We start from the raw sequence: 19,041 nt of genomic DNA, 5'->3' as shown, positions 1-19,041 counted from the left end.
GTTCACCAGCGAAGCAGCCGCCCGGACATCCCGGCCGGCGCCGGGCATCCACGACAGGAGCACACCCATGAGCGAGACCACCGTCACCGTCGAGTCCGCCGCCACCGAGACCTCCTCCTGCTGCGGCTCGTGCGGCACCGGCGCCGGCGCGGCCCCGGCCGCCGAGTCCGCCCGGACCTCGGTCTTCCAGGTGAAGGGCATGACCTGCGGCCACTGCGTCACCTCGGTGACCGCCGAGCTGAAGAAGCTCGACGGCGTCGACGACGTCGCCGTGGACCTCGCCACCGGCAAGGTCACCGTCGGCAGCACCCGGTCGCTCACCGACTCCGAGGTGGCCGCCGCCGTCGACGAGGCCGGTTACGACCTGGTCGGCCGCGTCGAGGGCTGACCCACGGACGTCGGCCCGGGCGGGCACCACCCCGCCCGTCCGGGCCGACTCCCCCCCTGCCGCACCGCCGGTAGGGTGTGAGCACGCCTCACCGCACAGGAACCGGAGACGGCCATGGCCAGCTACAGCTCCCACAAGGACGACTTCCTCAAGCGGCTCCGCCGCATCGAGGGCCAGATCCGTGGTCTTCAGCGCATGGTCGAGCAGGACACCTACTGCATCGATGTCCTGACCCAGGTCTCCGCCGCCAGTCGCGCCCTCCAGTCCTTCGCCCTCCAACTCCTCGACGAGCACATCGAATGCTGCGTCCGGGACGCCATCGCCGAGGGCGGCCAGGAGGCGAGCACCAAGATCCGCGAGGCCAATCAGGCCATCGCCCGCCTGGTCAGGTCCTGACCCTCGTCAGCGACGCAGGCTCCACCCCGGCTCCCGGCCGCTCGCGCGCCGGGAGCCGTCGCCGTTACGGGGTGGGGGTATGCTCGACGGCCATCCGGCCTCTGGAGCAGCCGACTTGACGGATCATCCGCGTCGTCGATCGACGATGCCCCGACGGGCCGACGCCCTCAGACCCGGTCGAGCGGGCGGTGCGGGCCGTCGGGCAGCTCGACCGCGACGGTGTCGCCGGGCCGGACCGGGCCGCCGGTGCGGACGATGCCCATGATTCCGGCGCGGCGCACGATCGTGCCGTCCTCGGCGCGGCCGACGACCTGCTTGAGCAGGCCGGGCCGGTAGGCGTCGATCTGGGCGCACGGGTTGCGCAGACCGGTGATCTCCACCGCCGCCTCCGGGCCGATCCGCAGCACGGCGCCGACCGGCAGGCCGAGCAGGTCCACGCCCTCGGTGGTGATGTTCTCGCCGAGCGCGCCCGGTGCCACGTCGAAGCCCGACTCGCCGAGTTCGGCGAGCAGTTCGCGATGGATCAGGTGGACCTGGCGCAGGTTGGGCAGGGTCGGGTCCTGGGCGACGCGGGAGCGGTGCCTGACCGTCACCCCGGCGTGCACGTCGCCCTCGACGCCGAGTCCGGCGAGCAGCGTGATGCCGTCCCGGTTCGGCTTGGTGAACGAGTACTCGGCGTTGCTGCTGACCGCCACCACGGTGCCGCTCATGTTCCGGACTCCCTTCGCGGACGTTCGTTCGATCGGCGCTGGGGCACGCCACCGCGCGGTCGGCCCTCCGAGGGTGCCCGCAGCAGCGGCAGCACGACCTCGTCCAGGATCTCCTCCACCACCTGGTCCGGTGCCACCGTCCCGCCCGTCAGGAAGGCGTCGCGCAGCAGGTCGAGCGGGAGCGAGACGACCCTCGGGGTGATCCGGTCGGGGTTGATCTCGCCGCGGGCGGCGGCTCTGCGCAGCATCGTCTCCAGGGTGTTCACCGGGCCGTCGGAGGTCAGCGAGCCGGTGAAGCGGGCCCGGAGTTCCGGGTCGCGGAGCAGGTCGACCAGGAAGGCGTGCACGGCCTCGCCCGGCAGGTCGTCGAAGCGGTGCAGCAGGCTGCGCATGAAGAGCAGCATGTCGGTGCGCAACTCGCCGGTGTCCGGCGGTTCCTGGAAGTCCGGGGCGTTGTGGCCGAGGGCGGCGATGACCAGGGCGGGGCGGTTCGGCCAGCGTCGGTAGAGCACCGGCTTGCTGGTCCGGGCGCGGGCGGCGACGCCGTCCATGGTGAGCCGGTCGTAGCCGTGCTCGACGAGTTCGCCCCAGACGGCGTCCAGGATCGCCCGTTCCAGTTCGTCGCCGCGTCGCCGCACCGGCTTGCCCTGCTCCACGGGTTTCCGCACCCACCCCTCGTAGATACGTTGCGTTTCTTGTGGGCCCGAGTCTACAGTCGGAAGCAGGAAACGCGCCGTATCTTATGGCCGGACGGCCGAGGGGGATCCGTCATGCGCACCGTTCACAGCACTCGCCCCGCCCACCCCGACCGTGCGACCGAGGTCCTGGTGGCCGGCGCCGGCCCGGTGGGCCTCGCGCTCGCCCTCGGCCTGGCCCGCGCCGGGGTCGCCTGCCGCGTCGTCGAGCGGGAACCGGGCTTCCGCGACCGGGGCGTGCGCGGCAAGGGCGTCACCCCGCGCACGCTGGAGGTCTTCCACGACCTCGGCGTCGCGGACGCGATCCTCGACCGGGGCACGCTCAACCTCAAGGTCCGCACCTACGAGGGCGACCGGATCACCGGGGAGGTCGACCCGGCGCCCACCAACCGCCCGACCCCCGACCGCCCGTACAACGGCATGCTGCTGCTCGCCCAGCACCACACCGAGGCCGTGCTGCGCGAGCGGCTCGCCGGGTACGGCGTCACCGTCGAGACCGGCACCGAGCTGGTCGGCCACACCCAGGACGCGGACGGCGTGCTCGCCACCCTCCGCCGCGACGGCCGCACCGAGCAGCTGGGCGCCCGCTACCTGGTCGGCTGCGACGGCGGCCGCAGCACCGTCCGCAAACTGGCCGGCATCCCCTTCCTCGGCGAGACCTGGGACGAGGAGCGCTTCCTGATGGCCACCCTGGACGTGGACGGCCTGGACGCCGACCGCATGCACCTGTGGAACCACCCCCGACTGGGGGTCGGCGCCCTGGTGCTGGTCCCGATGCGCGAGGACGACACCTGGGCCGCGCACGTCCTCGTCGAACCGGACGGGCACGGCGAGCTGCCGGCCCCGACCCCGGAGACCTTCCGCCGGCTGTTCGCCGAACGGGCCGGTCTGCCCGGGGTCCGGCTGCACGAGCCGACCTGGTCCACCGTCTGGCGGCCGACGGTCCGGATGGTCGAGCGCTACCGCGACGGCCGGGTGTTCCTCGCCGGGGACGCCGCGCACTGCCACTCGGCGGCGGGCGGCCAGGGCATGAACACCGGCATCCAGGACGCGCACAACCTGAGCTGGAAGCTGGCCGCCGTGCTGCGCGGCGCACCCGAGGCACTGCTGGACAGCTACCAGGCCGAGCGGCTGCCGGTCGCCGCCGCCGTCCTGGCCGCCACCTCCACCCAGCACCGCAGGCTGTTCGGCGCCGACGGCGCCCGCGCCCTGACCGACCAGTTCCGCACCATGGCCAACACGGCGGGGGCCGACTTCACCGGGCTGTCGGTCGGCTACCGAGGCGGGCCGCTCGGCCGCGACCTCGACGACACCACCGGCATCCGGGCCGGCGACCGCGCCCCCGACGCGCCCTGCACCACCGCCGACGGCACGCCGGCCCGGCTCTTCGACCTGTTCCGCGGCCCGCACCTCACCCTGCTGACCGTCGGCGAGCACCCGGCCCTGGCCGGACCGGCCGGCGGCCCGGACCTGCCCGCCGACTCCACCCCGTCCGGCCCGTCCGGCCTGTTCGATCCGTCCACCCCGTCCGGCCCGTTCGATCCGCCCGCCCTCCCGGGCCTGCGCCGGGCCGCCGTGCTCGACCCCGGCGGCCACGTCGCCCGGGCGTACGGGCTGCGCGGCGACGCCGTCGTGCTGGTCCGCCCGGACGGCTACGTCTCACTGACCGGCGCCACCGTCGACCGGGCCACCCTCGCCGCCCACCTGGCGGACTACGCCCCGGTGGGCCGAGCCCGGCCCTGAGCCCCGCTCGTCGGCGTCGGCGAGCCACAAGTACACCGGTGCGAGCCCGAGTTCGATCGCCATCAGAACCAGCTGGAACCAGTGCGGCCGGCCGTCCAGCACGATCGACAGCACCCGCGCGAGGCCGCCCAGCAGGAGCACCGCCGCCAGCCACCGGACCGTCCGGGCGGGCACCGGCGCCTGCCGGGCGGCCCGGATCCAGGCGACGCCGTACCCGGCGAAGACCGCGCCCATGAAGCGGCCGAAGCTGCCGACCGTCGGACCGGCGTCCGCGATCCCGGGCATCGCGGCGTTTCCCAGCAGGATGTGGAGGAACCCGATCGCCACGCAGGCGATCCCCATCGTCCACGTGAGCACCCGTAACGCCTTGGCCATGACCCACCCACCCGTCAGAGGTCTGGTTGACACGTGTCTACCAACCGTGCCCCACCAAGCTAGCGCCGACAAGTAGACATGTGTCAAGTAGCCTGGCCCGCATGCCAGTCCACGAACCACGCCGTCGGCTCACCCTCGCCGAGCGACGCGCCCAGCTGCTCTCCGTCGGCGCCCGAATGTTCGCCGAACGGCCGTACGAGGAGGTGCTGATGGAGGAGGTCGCCGAGCGGGCCGGAGTCTCCCGCGCACTGCTGTACCGGCACTTCGCGAGCAAGCACGACCTCTTCGCCGCGGTCTACCGGGAGGCCGCCGACGGCCTGCTCGCCAAGACCCGCTTCGACCCGGCCGACACCCTGATCGAGCAGCTGGTCGAGGGCATGGACGCCCACCTGGACTACTTCATCGCCAACCGGCACGCCGTGCTCACCGCCAACCGGGTACTGGCCGGGGACCAGGTGATCCAGACGATCATCGCCGAGGAGCTCGACGCCCTGCGCGGCCGGCTGCTCGGCGTCCTCCCGCTCGCGGACGAGCGGGCGCGACAGGCGGTGTCACAGGTCCTGCGCGGCTGGCTGGTGTTCGTCCGGGTGCTGGTCATCGACTGGCTGACCGAGGAGACCTGCACCCGCACCGAGCTGCGGGACGCCTGCATCGGCGCCGTACTGGGCGCCCTCCGGCCGCTGCTGCCCGCCGATCAGGCACCCGACCGGGGGCACCGAGGGCATATCATCGGGGCGTAACGGGAGAAGCACCGCAAGCCTCCAATTGCCTATGAATATATGACAATTAGCGCTTCGACTCCCCTCGACCAGCCGGACCTCCGAACCCCGTGAAGGGACCCATGGACTCCGTCGCAGCCGACCCCCGGACCACCCTCCCCCCACTCCACCGGCTCCCCCTCACCCCTGCCCAGCCGCCCCACCCCACCACCCTCCCGGACGGCACCCCCGCGTGGCTGATCACCCGCTACCACGACGTCCGGCAGGTCCTCGGCGACCCCCGGGTCACCCGGGCCGACCTGCATGACGTCGGCACCGCGGGTGCCACCGCCGACGTGGCCGCCAACCCGGCGTCCCTGTTCAACCAGGACGGGCCCGCCCACCGCCGGCTGCGCGGCACCGCCCAACGGGCCTTCACCCCGCGCGCCATCGCCGGCTGGCAGCCCTGGGTCGCCGCCGCCGTCCAGCAGTCCGTGGACCGGCTGGTCGCCGCCGGCCCGCCGGCCGACCTCGTCCCCGCGTTCGCCCGGCCGGTGCCGTTCGCCGTCACCACCCGGCTGATGGGGCTCGACGGGGACGGGCCCGACCACCTGGACGAGGAGCGGCTGCACCGCTGGACGCTCGCGCTGCTCGCCCAGGGCGAGGACCAGGCCGAGGGCCGGAACAAGGACCCACACGGCACCGAGACCGGTCACGACGAAACCCTCGCCGAATTCGGCGCCTTCATGGGCGAGTTGGTCGCCCGCCGGCGCCGCGAGCCCGGTGACGACCTGGTCAGCCGGCTGGTCCGGGCCGCGGACCAGGACGGCGGCGTCCCCGAGGACTCCCTCGTCTTCCTGGTCGCCGGGCTCACCGCCAGCGGCAACGAGAGCGTCGCCGGGGCCCTCGCCAACGCCCTGCTCTACGTGCTCGGCGAACGCCCCGAGCACTGGCCGCGCCTCGCCGACCCGGGCATCGCCGAACGCACCGCCGAACGCCTGCTGCACTACATCCCGCTCGGCGACGACGAGGCCACCATCCGCCGGACCACCGCGCCGATCGAGGTCGGTGACGTCACCATCCCGGCCGGCTCGGTCGTCGCCGTCAGCCTCGGCAGCGCCAACCGCGACCCGGCCGTCCACCCCGAGGGCCTCGACGCCGACCTCGGCCTGCCGCTCGCCGCCCCCACCCTCGCCTTCAGCGCCGGCCCCCACTACTGCATCGGCGCCTGGCGGGTCCGGCTGGAGATGCGCGAGTCCCTGAACCGCCTCGCCACCGCGCTGCCCGGCCTGCGCCTCACCGTCCCGGTCGCGGATCTCGCCTGGCAGCTCGGCGGCACCACCCGGAGCCCGGCCCGCCTCCCGGTGGACTGGTAGCCGCGTCCGGGAGCGCGGTCGGCGCCCCGCTCGGCGTCAGCCGTCGGGCAGGGCGCTCGGCCACCGCTCCCGGCGCCCCTCGACGCACTCGGCGTCGCTGCGCCGGTGCTCATGCTCCCGCCGGACAGCGGCTGTTCCTCCGCACCGTTCGCCCGAACGGCTCATCCGAACAGCCCGTCCCCCAGCGTCCCACCCTCGGGCGCGCCCGGCAGCACGTAGGCCACCGCCGAGGCCGTGTGCTCGACGAAGGCGTTGAGGGCGTCGCGGGCGGCCAGCCGGTTCTGGACCCGGGTGAACTGGGCCGGGTCGCGCATGAAGGCGCAGAACAGCAGGCCGCGGTCGCCCGGGCCGTCGTCGTAGCTGTAGCCGCGCCGCAGCATCCGGGCGCCGCCGTCCAGCCGGGGGCTGGAGAGGCGGACGTGCGCGGTGGCCGGGATGACGTACGAGCCGTCCGGGTTCTTGGTGTAGATGTCCGGCTCGTCGTGCTCCGCCGTGCCGGTGAGCGGGGCGCCGTCGCCGGCCCGGCGGCCCATCACCTGCTCCTGGCGGTCCCCGGAGAGGGCGGCGAAGGCGGCGGTGTCCATCCGGATCCGGCGGTAGACCAGCGTCGTCCCGTGCTCGTACGGTCCCGGCGGCCCCCAGACCCACTGCCCGCTGTCCGTACCGTCCGGGTTCGCCGTGCCGTCCTTGAAGCCGAACAGGTTGCGCGGGGTGGCGCCCCCGGCCGTCCGGGCCAGGAAGCCGGACTGCGTCCAGCGCACCGTCGCACCGGCCGCCCGGGCCGCCTCGCCCACCTGCTCGGCGACCACGGACAGCGGCCAGCGGTCCACCGCGCACAGCTGGACCACCAAGTCGCCGCCGCCGCGCGCCGGGTCGAGCCGGTCCCCCGGGAAGGCGGGCAGCTCGGTCAGCAGGGCCGGCGGAACGTTCAGCCCCAGCCGGGCGGCGAGGCCCGGCCCGACCCCCACCAGGCCGCTGAGCCCGGCCGGCCGGCCGTCCCGCAGCCGCGCGTCCGCCGGGCGGGCGGCCGCCGCCTCGGCCAGCACCCGGGTCAGCCCGCCGAGCAGGCCGCGCAGGGCGGCCCGCCCGTCCGAGGTCGCGGCGGGCGCCAGGTCGAGGGCCAGCAGCTGGGTGGCCGGCTGCTGCGGGGCCGTCACCCCGGCCTGCCGTTCGCCGTGGAAGGGCACGGCGGACGGCTCCGGCGCCGCCGCCGGCCGGCCGGGGTCCGCCCGGCCGTCGCCGCCACCCAGGGCCAACGCCGCGGCCCCGGCACCGAGTCCGGCGGCCGCCACCGCCCCGCCCGTGATCAGAGCCCTCCGACCCACACCGGTCCTGACGGTCGGTGTCCGGTCCTGCGCCTTTCCGGCTTCGGCATGCATGGGCGACATTGGAGACGATAGAACACGCCGTATGCAACTTTTGACCACCCGTCACCCCGGCCCGACCGCAACACCCTCACACGGGACCCGAACCGTCAGGCGCCTGCCCGCGCTGCTCGCCGCCGCCGTCCTCGCCCTCGCCGGCTGTTCCGCGGGCGGCTCGACCTCCTCCGACGCCAAGCACCCGAACGGCACGGTCATCCGGGTCCCGCAGCACTTCCCGACCGTCCAGCAGGCCGTCGACGTGGCCCGCGAGGGGGACACCGTGCTGGTCGACCCGGGCACCTACCGGGAGAGCGTGCGCCTCACCAAGCCCAAGATCGTGCTGCGCGGCACCGACCGCAACACCGTGGTCCTGGACGGCGGGCTGCGGCTGGTCAACGGCATCACCGTCTCCGGCCCCGGCTCGGTGGTGGAGAACCTCACCGTCCACGGCTACCTCGCCAACGGCGTGCTGTTCACCGGCGTCACCGACGAGAAGCTGCAGCAGCACGGCGCCGGCGGCTCCGCCTACGACCCGCTGGACACCGTCCGCTTCCCGCCCGTCCAGGGCTTCCGCGCCAGCAACGTCACCGCGTACAACAACGGCCTGTACGGCATCTACGCCTTCGACGCCCGCGGCGGAGTCATCGAGGACTCGTACGCCTCCGGGGGCGCCGACTCCGGCATCTACGTCGGCCAGTGCAAGCCCTGCGACACCCTGGTGCGGGGCAACACCGTCGAACGCAACGCCGTCGGCATCGAGATCACCAACGCCTCCGACAACCTCACCGTCGTCGGCAACCTGGTCCGCGGCAACCGGGTCGGCGTCACCCTCAACTCCAACGACCTCGAAGCGCTCGCCCCGCAGCACGGCGCGGTGATCGCGGGCAACGTCGTCACCGACAACAACGCCACCGACACCCCCCAACAGGCCGACGGCGCCTACGGCATCGGCATCGGGATCGGCGGCGGCACCGTCAACCAGGTGCAGCGCAACCTGGTCCGGGGCAACCGCGCGGCCGGGATCCTCGTCACCGACCCGCCCGGGCACCCGGCGAGCGGCAACCGCGTCGAGGACAACCGGGCCACCGGCAACGGCACCGACCTGGTACTCGCCTCCGTCGACCCGGGCAACTGCTTCACCGGCAACCAGCCGGCCGTCCAGAGCCCGGACGGCCTGGAGGGCCTGGCGGGCTGCGCCGTCCAGGGCCGCGGCGCCCCGCCCCTCGGCCGGACCAGCCCGGTCCAGTCGCCGCCCGGCATCCCGTTCAGCCAGGTCCCGGCCCCGCCGGCCCAGCCGTCGCTGCCGGACCCGACCGCGCCCGGCCGCCCGGCAACCGACCTCCCGGGCCCGGTCGACCCCGGCGCCTACCCGCTGCCGGAGTCCGCGGACGCCGTGCCGAAGCACTGACCCCGGGGACCCCGGGCGCGACCGGGGGCGCGCGAGCGCTCGCGTCGCGTTCGCGTCCGGCTTCGCGTTTCGCCCGCCCCGCTCCGCCGGCGCCCGCCCCGCCCCGGCCGGGCGGGTCGGGCGGGTCCGGGCGGGTCGGGCGGGCCTGGCGGGCCTGGCGGGCCTGGCGGGTCGGGCGGACGCGGCCGGGACCCGGCCGGATCCACCGAGGCCCACCGGACACTCCGGACACCGGCGGATGAGCCCGACACCCCTCCCGACACGGACAGTTCTGGACACCTCAGGCAGTTCGGAAACCGCCCGAACGACCCTCCGCGGACATGACATACTGCGTCGGTGACCTCAGCCGACCTGGCCGCGAAGCCCTCGAAAAGCCGTCCTCAACTGGGCCGGAAGTTCCACCTGCTGTGGTCCGCGTCGGCGATATCCTCGGTCGGCGACGGCATGCGGGACTCCGCCCTGCCGCTGCTGGCGGTGGCCGTCTCCGACTCCCCCGGCGCGGTCTCCGTGGTCTCCGTCGCCGCGTCCCTGCCGTTCCTGCTGATGTCCCTGTACGGCGGCGTGCTCGCCGACCGGGCCGACCGGCGACGGCTGATGTGGACGATCGACGCGGCGCGCGCCGCCGTCGTCCTGGGCTTCGCCTGCTGGATCTTCGTCGCAGACCCGCCGCTGGTCGCGCTCGCCGCGCTGGCCTTCCTGCTCGGCTGCGGCGAGACGGTCTTCTCCAACGCCGCCACCTCGGCCGTCCCCGAGCTGGTCCGCCCCGACCAGCTCGACGCCGCCAACGGCCGGATGCAGGCCAACATGCTCGTCGGCGGCAACCTGATCGGCCCGCTGCTCGGCTCGGCGCTGTTCGCCGTGGCCGCCGCCGCCCCCTTCACGGTGGACGGCGTGTCCTTCGCGCTCGCCGCCGTCCTGGTCGCCGCCACCGGCCGCTCCACCGCGCCGCGCACCCGGGCCGACCGCCGCCCGGTGCTCACCGAGATCCGCGAGGGCGTCGACTGGCTGTTCCACCACCGCGACGTGCGGATGCTCGCCGTGCTCTCCACCCTCGGCGCGCTCGCCTGCTTCATGGGCACCACCATGATGGTCCTGATGGTCACCAGGGTCATCCACGCACCCGCCGCCGCCTACGGCATCGTGCTCGCGGCCGGCGCCATCGGCGGCACCGCCGCGAGCACGCTGGCCGGCCGGCTCAGCCGGCTGCTCGGCCGGGGCACCCGGATCGCCCTCGCCTTCCTGCTGATGGGCGTCTCGCTGATCCTGATGGGCCTGAGCACCTCGGTGGCCGAAGTGGCCGCGCTGTACGGCGTGGTCGGCTTCGGGATCGTCACCTGGAACATCCAGGCGATCTCGCTGCGCCAGCAGGCCGTGCCGAAGGAGCTGCTCGGCCGGGTCAACAGCTGCTACATGCTGCTGAGCCGCCTCGGCATCATGGCCGGCGCCGCCCTCAGCGGCTGGATCGCCTCCGCCGTCGGCATCCGCACCCCGCTGCTGATCGGCGGCGGCCTGCTGCTCGTCCTGCTGGTCGCGGTGCTGCTCCTGCTCCCGCGGATGACCGCGCTGGAGGCCGTCCCGGCGGGCGCCGCGTCGAACTCCGGCGCCGGCGTCGGGGCCGGGTCCGAGGCCGAGTAACTCCGGCGCCGGGAGGACGGCTTTCGCGTCCTCCCGCTCAACGGCCCCTGCCGGCCGGTATGGTGACCCGAGGGGTGGCGCCGGGAAGACTGGTCGGTGCGCAGCACCGCATGCCCTGAGGAGAGCCGTGAACGCCAACCACCCCACCGCCGCGGACCGGTCGACCGCCTCCGACACCCCCGATTCCTCCGACTCCCCCGCCGTCTCCGGCTCCCCCGTGGCCTCCCGCGCCGAAGCGCCGCCCGTCGGCCTCGGACCCCTGGTGCGGATCGACGGCGGCTGGTTCATCGGCGACCACGAGAGCACGGCGCACCTCGCCGTCCTCCCCGGGGGATTCGAGCACCGCGTCGCCGGGCGGGATCCGTTCCTGGTGCCGTGGGACCGCCTGATGAGCCTGCAACTCGGGTTCACCCGCGGCCGGTTCCCCAGCACGCCGGTCGGCGGCCTCCTGAACACGTACGACGGCGCGATCGGCGCCCACGGCTCCTGCCTCAGTGCCATGGTCCGGCACCCCTACGACCTGTGGCGGCCCCGGTTCGTCCACCACGGGTGGTGGTACCCGGCGCCCGAGCTCACGGTGCTGCGCCAACTGCTGGGGGACATCGTCGACCTCGGCCACGTCGAACGGCTCGGTGACGACGCCTGGCTGACCTCGGCCGTCGAGGAACTGGCGGCGGACCGCCACCTCCGGAAGTGGCGGACCGGCAAGGCCGTCATGGAAGGCGTGAAGGAGATCATCACCCGCGGGGCGTGACCTCCGCCCGGCGCCCCGAACTCCCCATGGACAGGTCAAGTCGTTGTCCGTAGAATTCTTCTGACGGGTCGACAGATCTGGGTGGCCGTGACGGCGCAGCCCCGGTCGGCCCGTACCGGGTGATGCGGCGAGGCCGCGACCCCCGACGCCGAGCCGGGCGCCGGATCGCTCCCCCGTCGATCCGGCGCCCCTCCGCCCGAATGTCGCGCTCGGGGCACGTCGTACCACCCGCCGGGGCCGCGATCACGCCGCCGCTTCCGAGGGCCTCTTCTCTTCCTTCGGACGTCGCGCTTCCTTCGAACGTCGCGCTTGCTTCGGACGCCGCTTCCGCGAGGCGTCGCCCTGCGCCGGTTCGCCGGTGATCCGCAGCCGCCCGGCGCCCCCGAGGTGGGGGAACTCCCCATCGGGAGACGGGGGTTAGCCCCATGGCCGATGACTTTCGCACCGGGATAGCGTCGTCGGGTCCGCCCCGCGACGGGGCCGTTCAGGAACGCCCTCCAGATCTGGGGAATGACATGCGCCAGCAGCCCGGCCGTCTCGCGTCCTTCGTCGTCCTCGCGGCCGCCGCGGGCGGTCTCAGTGCCTGCGGGTTGGCTCCCGACAACACCTTCGACGACGACGCCGCGGTGAGCGGGACGATCACCGCGGTGAAGCTCGACACCACCTCCGGCGGCGTGACCCTGCGCGGCAAGGACGGCCTCGACAAGGTCTCCGTGCACCGGTCGGTCAGCTACCAGGACGACAAGCCGGGCGCGACCAGTCGGGTCGAGAACGGCGTGCTGGTGCTCGGCGGCTGCGGCCAGCACTGCTCGGTCACCTACACCGTCGACGTCCCCGCGGGGCTGCCGGTCAGCGGCCGGACCTCCTCCGGCGCGGTCAGCCTCTCCCGGGTGGGCGCCGTGCAGGTCTCCACCCACTCCGGGGCGGTCGACCTTGACGGGGTGAACGGCAGCACCGAGGTGACGACCACCAACGGCGCCATCACCGGGCGCGGACTGAACGGCGACCGCATCCAGGCCGAGACCCACAACGGCGCGATCGACATCACCTCGACCAGGCCGCAGGACGTCTCCGCGTCGACCTCCAACGGCGCCATCACCCTGCTCGTGCCGGCCGCCGCGTACAAGGTGTCCGCGAAGAGCGACAACGGCCACCAGGACATCGGGGTCTCCGACGACCCGTCCGGCCGGTACCGGCTCACCCTGAGCACCAGCAACGGGCGCATCACGGTCAAGCAGGCCTGACGATCCCCGCAGCGTGCTGCCGCCCGGCGGTCCGTCGGGCGGCAGCACGCTGTCGGCGTTCCGGGCGAATCCGGCGGGGGCTTCGGCCCTTGTCGCGAGGAGGCCCCTTCGCGCGAGGTCGACAGCAGCGGTGCCGAGCCGCCCGCACGGCCCGGCGCCCCGGCCGGCCATCGACCACCGGGGTCACAGGCCCAGGTCGACGGCCAGGCAGTTGTAGAAGTTCCAGGAGCTTTCGGGGTTGTACGCGGCGTTCGCCGCGCCGCCCGGGCCGCCCGCCGCCTCCTCGGTCATGTCCTCGAAGCGGATGCGCTCGGGAAGGATGCCGTAGCGGGCGTGCCGCGCCTCGGCGGCGGGGTCGCCCGCGGGCTGCTTGCTCATGGCCACTCTCCAGACCGGCGGTCAAGGACGGGCGCCCGCACGGCGCCGGGGACGACCTTCAGGGTGCACCGTGCATCGTCACCCGTCAAGACGGTGATGAAATTCGGGCAAAGCGCCCGCGCCTCACACACGCCTGGCCGATTCCGCACCCCCGACACCTTGTCGAAGATGCAAGGATCCTCCCCCGGCCCATTCCAACCTTCCGCTGGCGGACCTGAGTTGTCGGGTGGCCCGGCGTGACAACGCGGTACGGCGCCCCTCGGGCGCCGCGCCCTTCCGCCCTCAGGTGTCACCATCTTGACAGGTGACGATCGGACACGGCAGTCTCATCACCCGTCAGGACGGTGATGACTTCGGCGCTGCCGGCCGCCCCTTGCGGGCCGCCGCCCGCGCCACCGCCCGCCGACGACCCGCCCCGCACCCGCCACCCGGCACCGTCACCCGGCGGTGCCGGGCACGGGCCTGCGCAGGGGCCGGCCGCGGGGCGCGACGCGCCGGACGGACCGACAGGAAGGGGACGCGGGGCCACGTGGAACCGATCAACGGGAGGATCGTCGGCCGCGAGCACGAGCAGCGGGTGCTGTCCGGATTCGTGACGGCCGCCGAGGGCCGCTCCCTCGTGCTGCGGGGCGACGCCGGTGTCGGCAGGAGCACCCTGCTGGAGCACGCCGCCGGGCTCGCCGCCGACCGGAACCACCGGGTGATCAGGGCGTGCGGCGCGGAGGCCGAACGGGAGCTGCCGTTCGCGGGCCTGCACCAGTTGCTGCACCCGCTGCTGGTCGACCTCGGCCGACTGGACGCCGTCGACCGGGCGGCCCTCGACGTCGTGTTCGGCCGCGGCGGAGGCCCGTCGCCCTCGGTCATGGCCCTCGGCGTCGCCGTCCTCGGCCTGCTCTCCCGCGCGGCGTCGCGGCAGCCCCTGCTGCTGGTGCTCGACGACGGCCAGTGGCTCGACGGCCCCAGCACCGAGGTGTGCGGGTTCGTCGGGCGGCGCCTGACCGTGAGCCCGGTGAAGCTGCTGGTCGGCCTGCGCTCCGACGTGCCCTGCGACTTCGACCGGGCCGCGCTGCCGCCGCTGCCGGTCGGCGCGCTGTCGGGGCCGGCCTCGGAGCAGCTCCTGGCCCTGCGCCATCCCGGCCTGGACCCCCGGATCCGGCGGCTGGTCCTGGACGAGGCCCGGGGGAACCCGCTGGCCCTGGTGGAACTGCCGCCGCAGGTCCTGCGCACGGCCCCCGCGCTGCCCGACGGCCGGGCGGCGGGCGGCCGGCCGGAGCTGCCGGGGTGCGCGGGCGTCCCGCTGCCCCGCCGGCTGCGGCACGTGTACGGCGCCCGGATCGGCGCGCTCGGCGAGGCCGTCCGCGCGGAGCTGCTGCGCGCAGCCCTGGACGGCGTCGCCGCGGGCGCGGCGCCCGGTCGCGCCCTCCGCGCGCACTACCGGATGACGGGCGCCGAGGCGGCCGCGGACAGCGGGCTGCTGGACGTCGACCCGTCCAGCGGCGAGTTCGTCTTCCGGCACCCCCTGGTGCGGTCGACGGTCGTCCAGCTGGCGACTCCCGGTGAGCGGCGCTCGGCGCACGCGGTGCTCGCGCGGGTGCACCGCGAGGACCCGGAACGGCGCGCCCCGCACCTGGCGGCCTCGACGGTCGGCCCGGACGAGGCGGTCGCGGCCGCGCTGGAGAGCGCCGCCGGCTCGATCACCCGGCGCGGCGGGGCGGTGGCCGCGGTGACCTGGCTGACCCGGGCCGCGGAGCTGAGCGGGAGCCGCGCGGAGCGGTCCCGGCGGCTGGGCGACGCGGCCTTCGTGGCCGGTCACGCCGGCCTGCTGGACCGGGCGCGGCAGCTGGCACGCTGCGACGGCGGGTCCGGCGCGGGCGCCTCCCCGGCCTCGGTGCTCGTGTCGGCGTACGGCGCGCTCCACGAGGACGGGGACGTCCGGTCCGCGCGGCGCCAGGTCCTCGCCGCGATCGAGGGGATCCGCGACAGCGGTGGGCACGAGCCGACCGAGGCGCTCACCCGGCTGGTCGACCTGCTCCTGACCGTGAACCGGTACGCCGCCGACGAGGCCGGGTGGGAGCGGACCCACGAGCTCCTCGCCTCCCTGGGCGACCTGGTGCCGCCGACCTCCCGCCTCTGCCAGGACGCCTGGAGCGACGTGGTCCGGCGCGGCGCCGGGGTGCGGGAGCGGGTGGAACGCGCCTTCGCCGGCCCGGACACGCCGCAGCCCTGGGACCTGGCCCGGCTGTCGGTCGCCGCCCACCACGTGGACGCCCTCGGCCGGCTCCGGCCGCACCTGCGACGCGGCGTCGAGCGCGAGCTGCGGACCGGGGCCGCCACGGCCGGCCTGACCATGCTGCACCTGATCATGCAAGACCAACTGGCCGCCGGGGAGTGGGACGAGGCCGAGCGGACCGGGGAGCGCGGCCTGGAACTGGCCGCCGTCCACCAGCACCCGCTGCTCGCCCACCAGACCCGCGCGCACCTCGGCCTGCTGGCCGCGATGCGCGGCCGGGCCGACCGCGCGCGGGAGCTCCGGGCCGACGTCGACGCCTGGGCCCGCCCCCGCGGCGTCGGCCTCCTCACCCAGCTCGCCGACGCCGTCGGCGCCGCCGCCGCCCTCGCGGCCGGCGACTACGAATCCGCCTACCTGCACGCCACCGCGATCACGCCGCCCGGCTCCTTCGCGCCCTGCGCGCAGCAGGCCTCCCGGACGCTGCTCGACCTGGTCGAGGCGGCCCTGCACACCGGCCGCCGCGAGCAGGCCCGCCAGCACGCGCTGGCCGCCCGGGAGGCCGGCCTGCCCGGCCTCTCCCCGCGCCTGGCCCTGGTCACGTACGGCGCGCTCGCCATGACCGCCACCGACCCGGCGGAGGCCGCCGAGTGGCGCCGCCGCGCCGAGGGCCACCCGGCGGCCGGCGCCTTCCCGTTCGAGCTCGCCCGGATCCGCCTCGCCCACGGCGTCCGGCTGCGCCAGGCCCGGGGGCGGAAGGCCGCACGGTCGTCGCTGACCTCCGCCGCGGAGGCGTTCGAGCGGCTCGGCGCGGCCGGCTGGGCCGAGCGGGCCCGGGCCGAACTGCACGCCACCGGCGCCTGCCCGCCGGCCTCCCCCGCCCGCGGCGCGGCCCGTGTCGCGGCCCTGACCTGGCAGGAGCGCCGGATCGCGGACCTCGCCGCGGGCGGTCTGACCAACAAGGAGATCGGCCTGCGGACGCGGCTGTCCCCGCGCACCGTCGGCTCCCACCTCTACCGGGCGTTCCCCAAGCTCGGGATCACCTCCCGCGCCGCCCTGCGCGACGCCCTCGACCGGATGCCCGCCGCCCCGGACGCGTGACTCCGCCGTACGGCGGCGGCCCCGGGCACTCCCCCATGAATCGTCACCACCTTGACAGGTGACGGAGGCTCATGGAAATCTTGCGTCACCGGTCAGAGCAGTTACTTTTGATGAGGACATCCACCATGGCAGTCGTACGGTTCCATCTCGTCTCCACGCTCGGCACGGAGGACGTCATGGCGGTGCTGACCGACTTCGGCCCGTCCCGCGCCGAGGCCTGGCCGAGCATCGACGCCGAGCACTTCGAGGTCCACGCGCTCGGCGACACCTGGGCCGAGGTCACCGAGGGCACCTCCGCCGCCTGGGAGCGCGCCCGCTACGAGTGGGAACCGGGCGGCGACACCGTCACCGTCACCACCCTCGACTCCAAGCTCTTCGGCCCCGGGGGCGGCTGGGTCTTCCGGATGACCCCCGAGGAGAACGGCACCCGGGTCGACGTCCAGCTGACGCGACAGCCGAACACGCTCAAGGGACGGATGCTCGCCGCGCTGCTCCCGGTCGCCGCTCCCCCGGCCCTGCGCAAGTCCTTCGCGGGACCCCTTCGGGTCGAGTGACCCCGCACCGAAGGGGCCGACAGCACCGGCTTCCGGCCCCTTCGGCATGCCCCGGCCGGGGCGAAGGCCGCTGCCGCCAAGGACAGTTGTGGTCGACACCCACCGGGGCGCGCACCCGTCCGGCCATCCGGCCGGCCGGCGGCCCCTGCTACAGTGGCCGTGACCTGTAGTCGTGTGATCGAGGAGTGGCAGACGTGGCGGGTGACGACGACATCTCCGGGTGAGACCCGGATCTGACGGCCACCGGCCGGTGCTTCAGGAGCGCCGCCGAAGTGGTCGGCTTCGTCGTACCCCTTTTCCGCACGTCTGCCCAGGGCAGAGGTCCATCTTCCTGCCCTCATTCCCTTCGAGGTCATCCCCATGTCCGACGCTGCCGTCGTCTGCTCCAACGTCTCCTTCGCCTGGCCCGACGACACCCCGGTCTTCCACGACCTGTCCTTCACCGTGCCCGCCGGCCGGACCGGCCTGGTCGCCCCCAACGGCTCCGGCAAGAGCACCCTGCTCAAGCTGATCGCCGGCGAACTCAAGCCCGCCACCGGCTCGGTGACGTCCACCGGACGGCTCGGGTACCTCCGCCAGAGCCTGCCCCTGACCTCCGGCCTCACCGTCGCCGAGGTGCTCGACATCGCCGGGATCATCCGGGCCATCGACGCCGTGGAATCCGGGGACGTCGACGAGCGGCACTTCACCACCATCGGCGACGACTGGGACATCGAGGAGCGCACCCGCGCCCAGCTCGACCGTCTCGGCCTGGCCGACCTCACCCTGGACCGCAGCCTGAGCACGCTCAGCGGCGGCCAGATCGTCTCCCTCGGCCTCGCCGCCCAACTGCTCAAGCGCCCTGACGTGCTGCTGCTCGACGAACCGACCAACAACCTCGACGCACACGCCCGGCACAAGCTCTACGACGTGCTGGAGGACTTCAACGGCTGCCTGCTGCTGGTCAGCCACGACCGCGCGCTGCTCGACCGGATGCAGCACATCGCCGAACTCGGCAACGGCGAACTGCGCTTCTACGGCGGGAACTTCACCGCGTACGAGGAGGCCGTCCGGGCCGAGCAGGAGGTCGCCGAGAAGAACGTCCGCAACGCCGAACAGGAGCTGAAGCGGGAGAAGCGGGAGATGCAGCAGGCCCGCGAACGCGCCGATCGCCGCCAGAGCAACGCCGCCCGCAACCTCAAGAACGCCGGCCTGCCCCGCATCTTCGCCGGGAACATGAAGCGCGGCGCCCAGGAGTCCGCGGGCCGGGCCGGCCAGATGCACGCGGCCCGGGTCGGCGAGGCCAAGGCCCGGCTCGACGAGGCCGGGCGCGCCCTGCGCGAGGAGCAGCGCCTCTCCCTGGAACTGCCCGACACCCAGGTGCCCGCCGGGCGCAACCTCTTCCTCGGCGAGGGCCTGCAGGTCCGCCACGCCGGCCGGCCGGTGTTCGCCGAGGGCGGCGTCGACCTGAGCGTCCGCGGCCCCGAGCGCATCGCGCTCACCGGGCCCAACGGCGCCGGGAAGAGCACCCTGCTGCGCCTGGTCACCGGCGAACTCGCCCCGGACAGCGGGGAGATCAAGCGCAACGACGGACGGATCGCCTACCTCTCGCAGCGCCTGGACCTGCTGGACCTCGACCGCACCGTGGCGGAGAACTTCGCCGCGTTCGCCCCCGAGCGGCCCGAGACGGAGCGGATGAACCTGCTCGCGCGCTTCCTCTTCCGCGGGGCCCGGGCCCACCTGCCGGTCGGGGTGCTCTCCGGCGGCGAGCGGCTGCGCGCCACCCTGGCCTGCGTGCTGTGCGCGGAGCCGGCCCCGCACCTGCTGCTGCTCGACGAGCCCACCAACAACCTCGACCTGGTCAGCGCCGGCCAGCTGGAGAGCGCCCTGAACTCCTACCAGGGCGCCTTCCTGGTGGTCAGTCACGACGAGCGCTTCCTCGCCGAGATCGGGGTGAACCGCTGGCTCCGGCTGGCCGACGGCACGCTGAAGGAGACCGGGGCGCCCGCGGTGTGA

The 19,041-nt window shown here is 74.5% G+C and carries 17 protein-coding genes; 12 read left to right on the top strand and 5 right to left on the bottom strand.

Annotation, left to right across the window (positions count from 1 at the left end; all coding sequences use genetic code 11):
* Positions 1–67 precede the first annotated feature (67 nt).
* Both ACFVVA_RS19345 and ACFVVA_RS19340 read left to right on the top strand, forming a co-directional pair.
* Positions 68–388 (top strand): heavy-metal-associated domain-containing protein, encoded by a 321-nt coding sequence (locus ACFVVA_RS19345; protein ID WP_387690992.1) that lies wholly within the window; start codon positions 68–70, stop codon positions 386–388.
* 114 nt (positions 389–502) lie between these two features.
* A complete protein-coding gene (locus ACFVVA_RS19340; RefSeq protein ID WP_224282060.1) occupies positions 503–784 on the top strand; it encodes a metal-sensitive transcriptional regulator in 282 nt (93 codons plus the stop codon).
* Positions 785–951: 167 nt separating this feature from the next.
* Here ACFVVA_RS19340 and ACFVVA_RS19335 read toward each other — a convergent pair whose 3' ends face one another.
* Both ACFVVA_RS19335 and ACFVVA_RS19330 read right to left on the bottom strand, forming a co-directional pair.
* A complete protein-coding gene (locus ACFVVA_RS19335) occupies positions 952–1,494 on the bottom strand; it encodes an MOSC domain-containing protein (RefSeq protein WP_380355564.1) in 543 nt (180 codons plus the stop codon).
* A complete protein-coding gene (locus ACFVVA_RS19330) occupies positions 1,491–2,162 on the bottom strand; it encodes a TetR/AcrR family transcriptional regulator (RefSeq protein WP_387690989.1) in 672 nt (223 codons plus the stop codon). The genes ACFVVA_RS19335 and ACFVVA_RS19330 overlap by 4 nt, the downstream gene beginning before the upstream one ends.
* Positions 2,163–2,264: 102 nt before the next feature.
* Here ACFVVA_RS19330 and ACFVVA_RS19325 point away from each other — a divergent pair, with 102 nt between their 5' ends.
* Positions 2,265–3,932, top strand: coding sequence for an FAD-dependent monooxygenase (locus ACFVVA_RS19325; protein WP_387690987.1), 1,668 nt, complete (start codon positions 2,265–2,267; stop codon positions 3,930–3,932).
* On the opposite strand, the gene ACFVVA_RS19320 is transcribed toward ACFVVA_RS19325, so the two are convergent.
* Positions 3,849–4,307 carry a DUF4345 domain-containing protein gene (locus ACFVVA_RS19320; protein WP_387690986.1) on the bottom strand — a complete coding sequence of 153 codons (459 nt, stop codon included), beginning with the start codon at positions 4,305–4,307 and terminating at the stop codon, positions 3,849–3,851. The genes ACFVVA_RS19325 and ACFVVA_RS19320 overlap by 84 nt on opposite strands.
* Before the next feature lie 101 nt (positions 4,308–4,408).
* On the opposite strand from ACFVVA_RS19320, the gene ACFVVA_RS19315 reads away from it, so the two are divergent.
* Positions 4,409–5,047, top strand: a complete 639-nt coding sequence (locus ACFVVA_RS19315) for a TetR/AcrR family transcriptional regulator (protein WP_387690984.1) — start codon at positions 4,409–4,411, stop codon at positions 5,045–5,047.
* A gap of 101 nt (positions 5,048–5,148) precedes the next feature.
* Positions 5,149–6,381 carry a cytochrome P450 gene (locus ACFVVA_RS19310; RefSeq protein WP_387690982.1) on the top strand — a complete coding sequence of 411 codons (1,233 nt, stop codon included), beginning with the start codon at positions 5,149–5,151 and terminating at the stop codon, positions 6,379–6,381.
* A 161-nt stretch (positions 6,382–6,542) separates the two neighbouring features.
* Here the strand turns inward: ACFVVA_RS19310 and ACFVVA_RS19305 are convergent, their stop codons facing one another.
* On the bottom strand, positions 6,543–7,760 hold the full coding sequence (locus ACFVVA_RS19305; RefSeq protein WP_387690980.1) for a Dyp-type peroxidase: 1,218 nt from the start codon (positions 7,758–7,760) through the stop codon (positions 6,543–6,545).
* A 31-nt stretch (positions 7,761–7,791) separates the two neighbouring features.
* On the opposite strand from ACFVVA_RS19305, the gene ACFVVA_RS19300 reads away from it, so the two are divergent.
* From ACFVVA_RS19300 to ACFVVA_RS19285, 4 genes are all read left to right on the top strand, one after another.
* Positions 7,792–9,153 carry a right-handed parallel beta-helix repeat-containing protein gene (locus ACFVVA_RS19300; RefSeq protein ID WP_387690978.1) on the top strand — a complete coding sequence of 454 codons (1,362 nt, stop codon included), beginning with the start codon at positions 7,792–7,794 and terminating at the stop codon, positions 9,151–9,153.
* Between the two features lie 336 nt (positions 9,154–9,489).
* Complete coding sequence (locus ACFVVA_RS19295; RefSeq protein ID WP_387690976.1) at positions 9,490–10,788, top strand: MFS transporter; 1,299 nt, start codon at positions 9,490–9,492, stop codon at positions 10,786–10,788.
* A gap of 127 nt (positions 10,789–10,915) precedes the next feature.
* Positions 10,916–11,542, top strand: a complete 627-nt coding sequence (locus ACFVVA_RS19290) for a hypothetical protein (protein ID WP_387690974.1) — start codon at positions 10,916–10,918, stop codon at positions 11,540–11,542.
* Positions 11,543–12,057: 515 nt separating this feature from the next.
* Positions 12,058–12,786, top strand: coding sequence for a DUF4097 domain-containing protein (locus ACFVVA_RS19285; RefSeq protein ID WP_387690972.1), 729 nt, complete (start codon positions 12,058–12,060; stop codon positions 12,784–12,786).
* A gap of 183 nt (positions 12,787–12,969) precedes the next feature.
* On the opposite strand, the gene ACFVVA_RS19280 is transcribed toward ACFVVA_RS19285, so the two are convergent.
* A complete protein-coding gene (locus ACFVVA_RS19280; protein ID WP_387690970.1) occupies positions 12,970–13,164 on the bottom strand; it encodes a hypothetical protein in 195 nt (64 codons plus the stop codon).
* Positions 13,165–13,693: 529 nt separating this feature from the next.
* On the opposite strand from ACFVVA_RS19280, the gene ACFVVA_RS19275 reads away from it, so the two are divergent.
* The 3 genes from ACFVVA_RS19275 (at position 13,694) to abc-f (ending at position 19,041) form a co-directional block, all read left to right on the top strand.
* Complete coding sequence (locus ACFVVA_RS19275; protein ID WP_387690968.1) at positions 13,694–16,492, top strand: ATP-binding protein; 2,799 nt, start codon at positions 13,694–13,696, stop codon at positions 16,490–16,492.
* 125 nt (positions 16,493–16,617) lie between these two features.
* Positions 16,618–17,046 (top strand): hypothetical protein, encoded by a 429-nt coding sequence (locus ACFVVA_RS19270; protein WP_387690966.1) that lies wholly within the window; start codon positions 16,618–16,620, stop codon positions 17,044–17,046.
* Positions 17,047–17,406: 360 nt separating this feature from the next.
* Entirely contained in the window at positions 17,407–19,041 is a 1,635-nt protein-coding gene (gene abc-f / locus ACFVVA_RS19265) for a ribosomal protection-like ABC-F family protein (protein ID WP_387690964.1), read from the top strand.

Origin of the sequence: Kitasatospora sp. NPDC058048 (genome assembly GCF_042885555.1) — a bacterium.
Classification (GTDB): Bacteria; Actinomycetota; Actinomycetes; order Streptomycetales; family Streptomycetaceae; genus Kitasatospora; species Kitasatospora lactacystinica.
The sequence above is the reverse complement of the archived record's forward strand: the minus strand, read 5'-3'. Positions and strand labels throughout refer to the sequence as shown.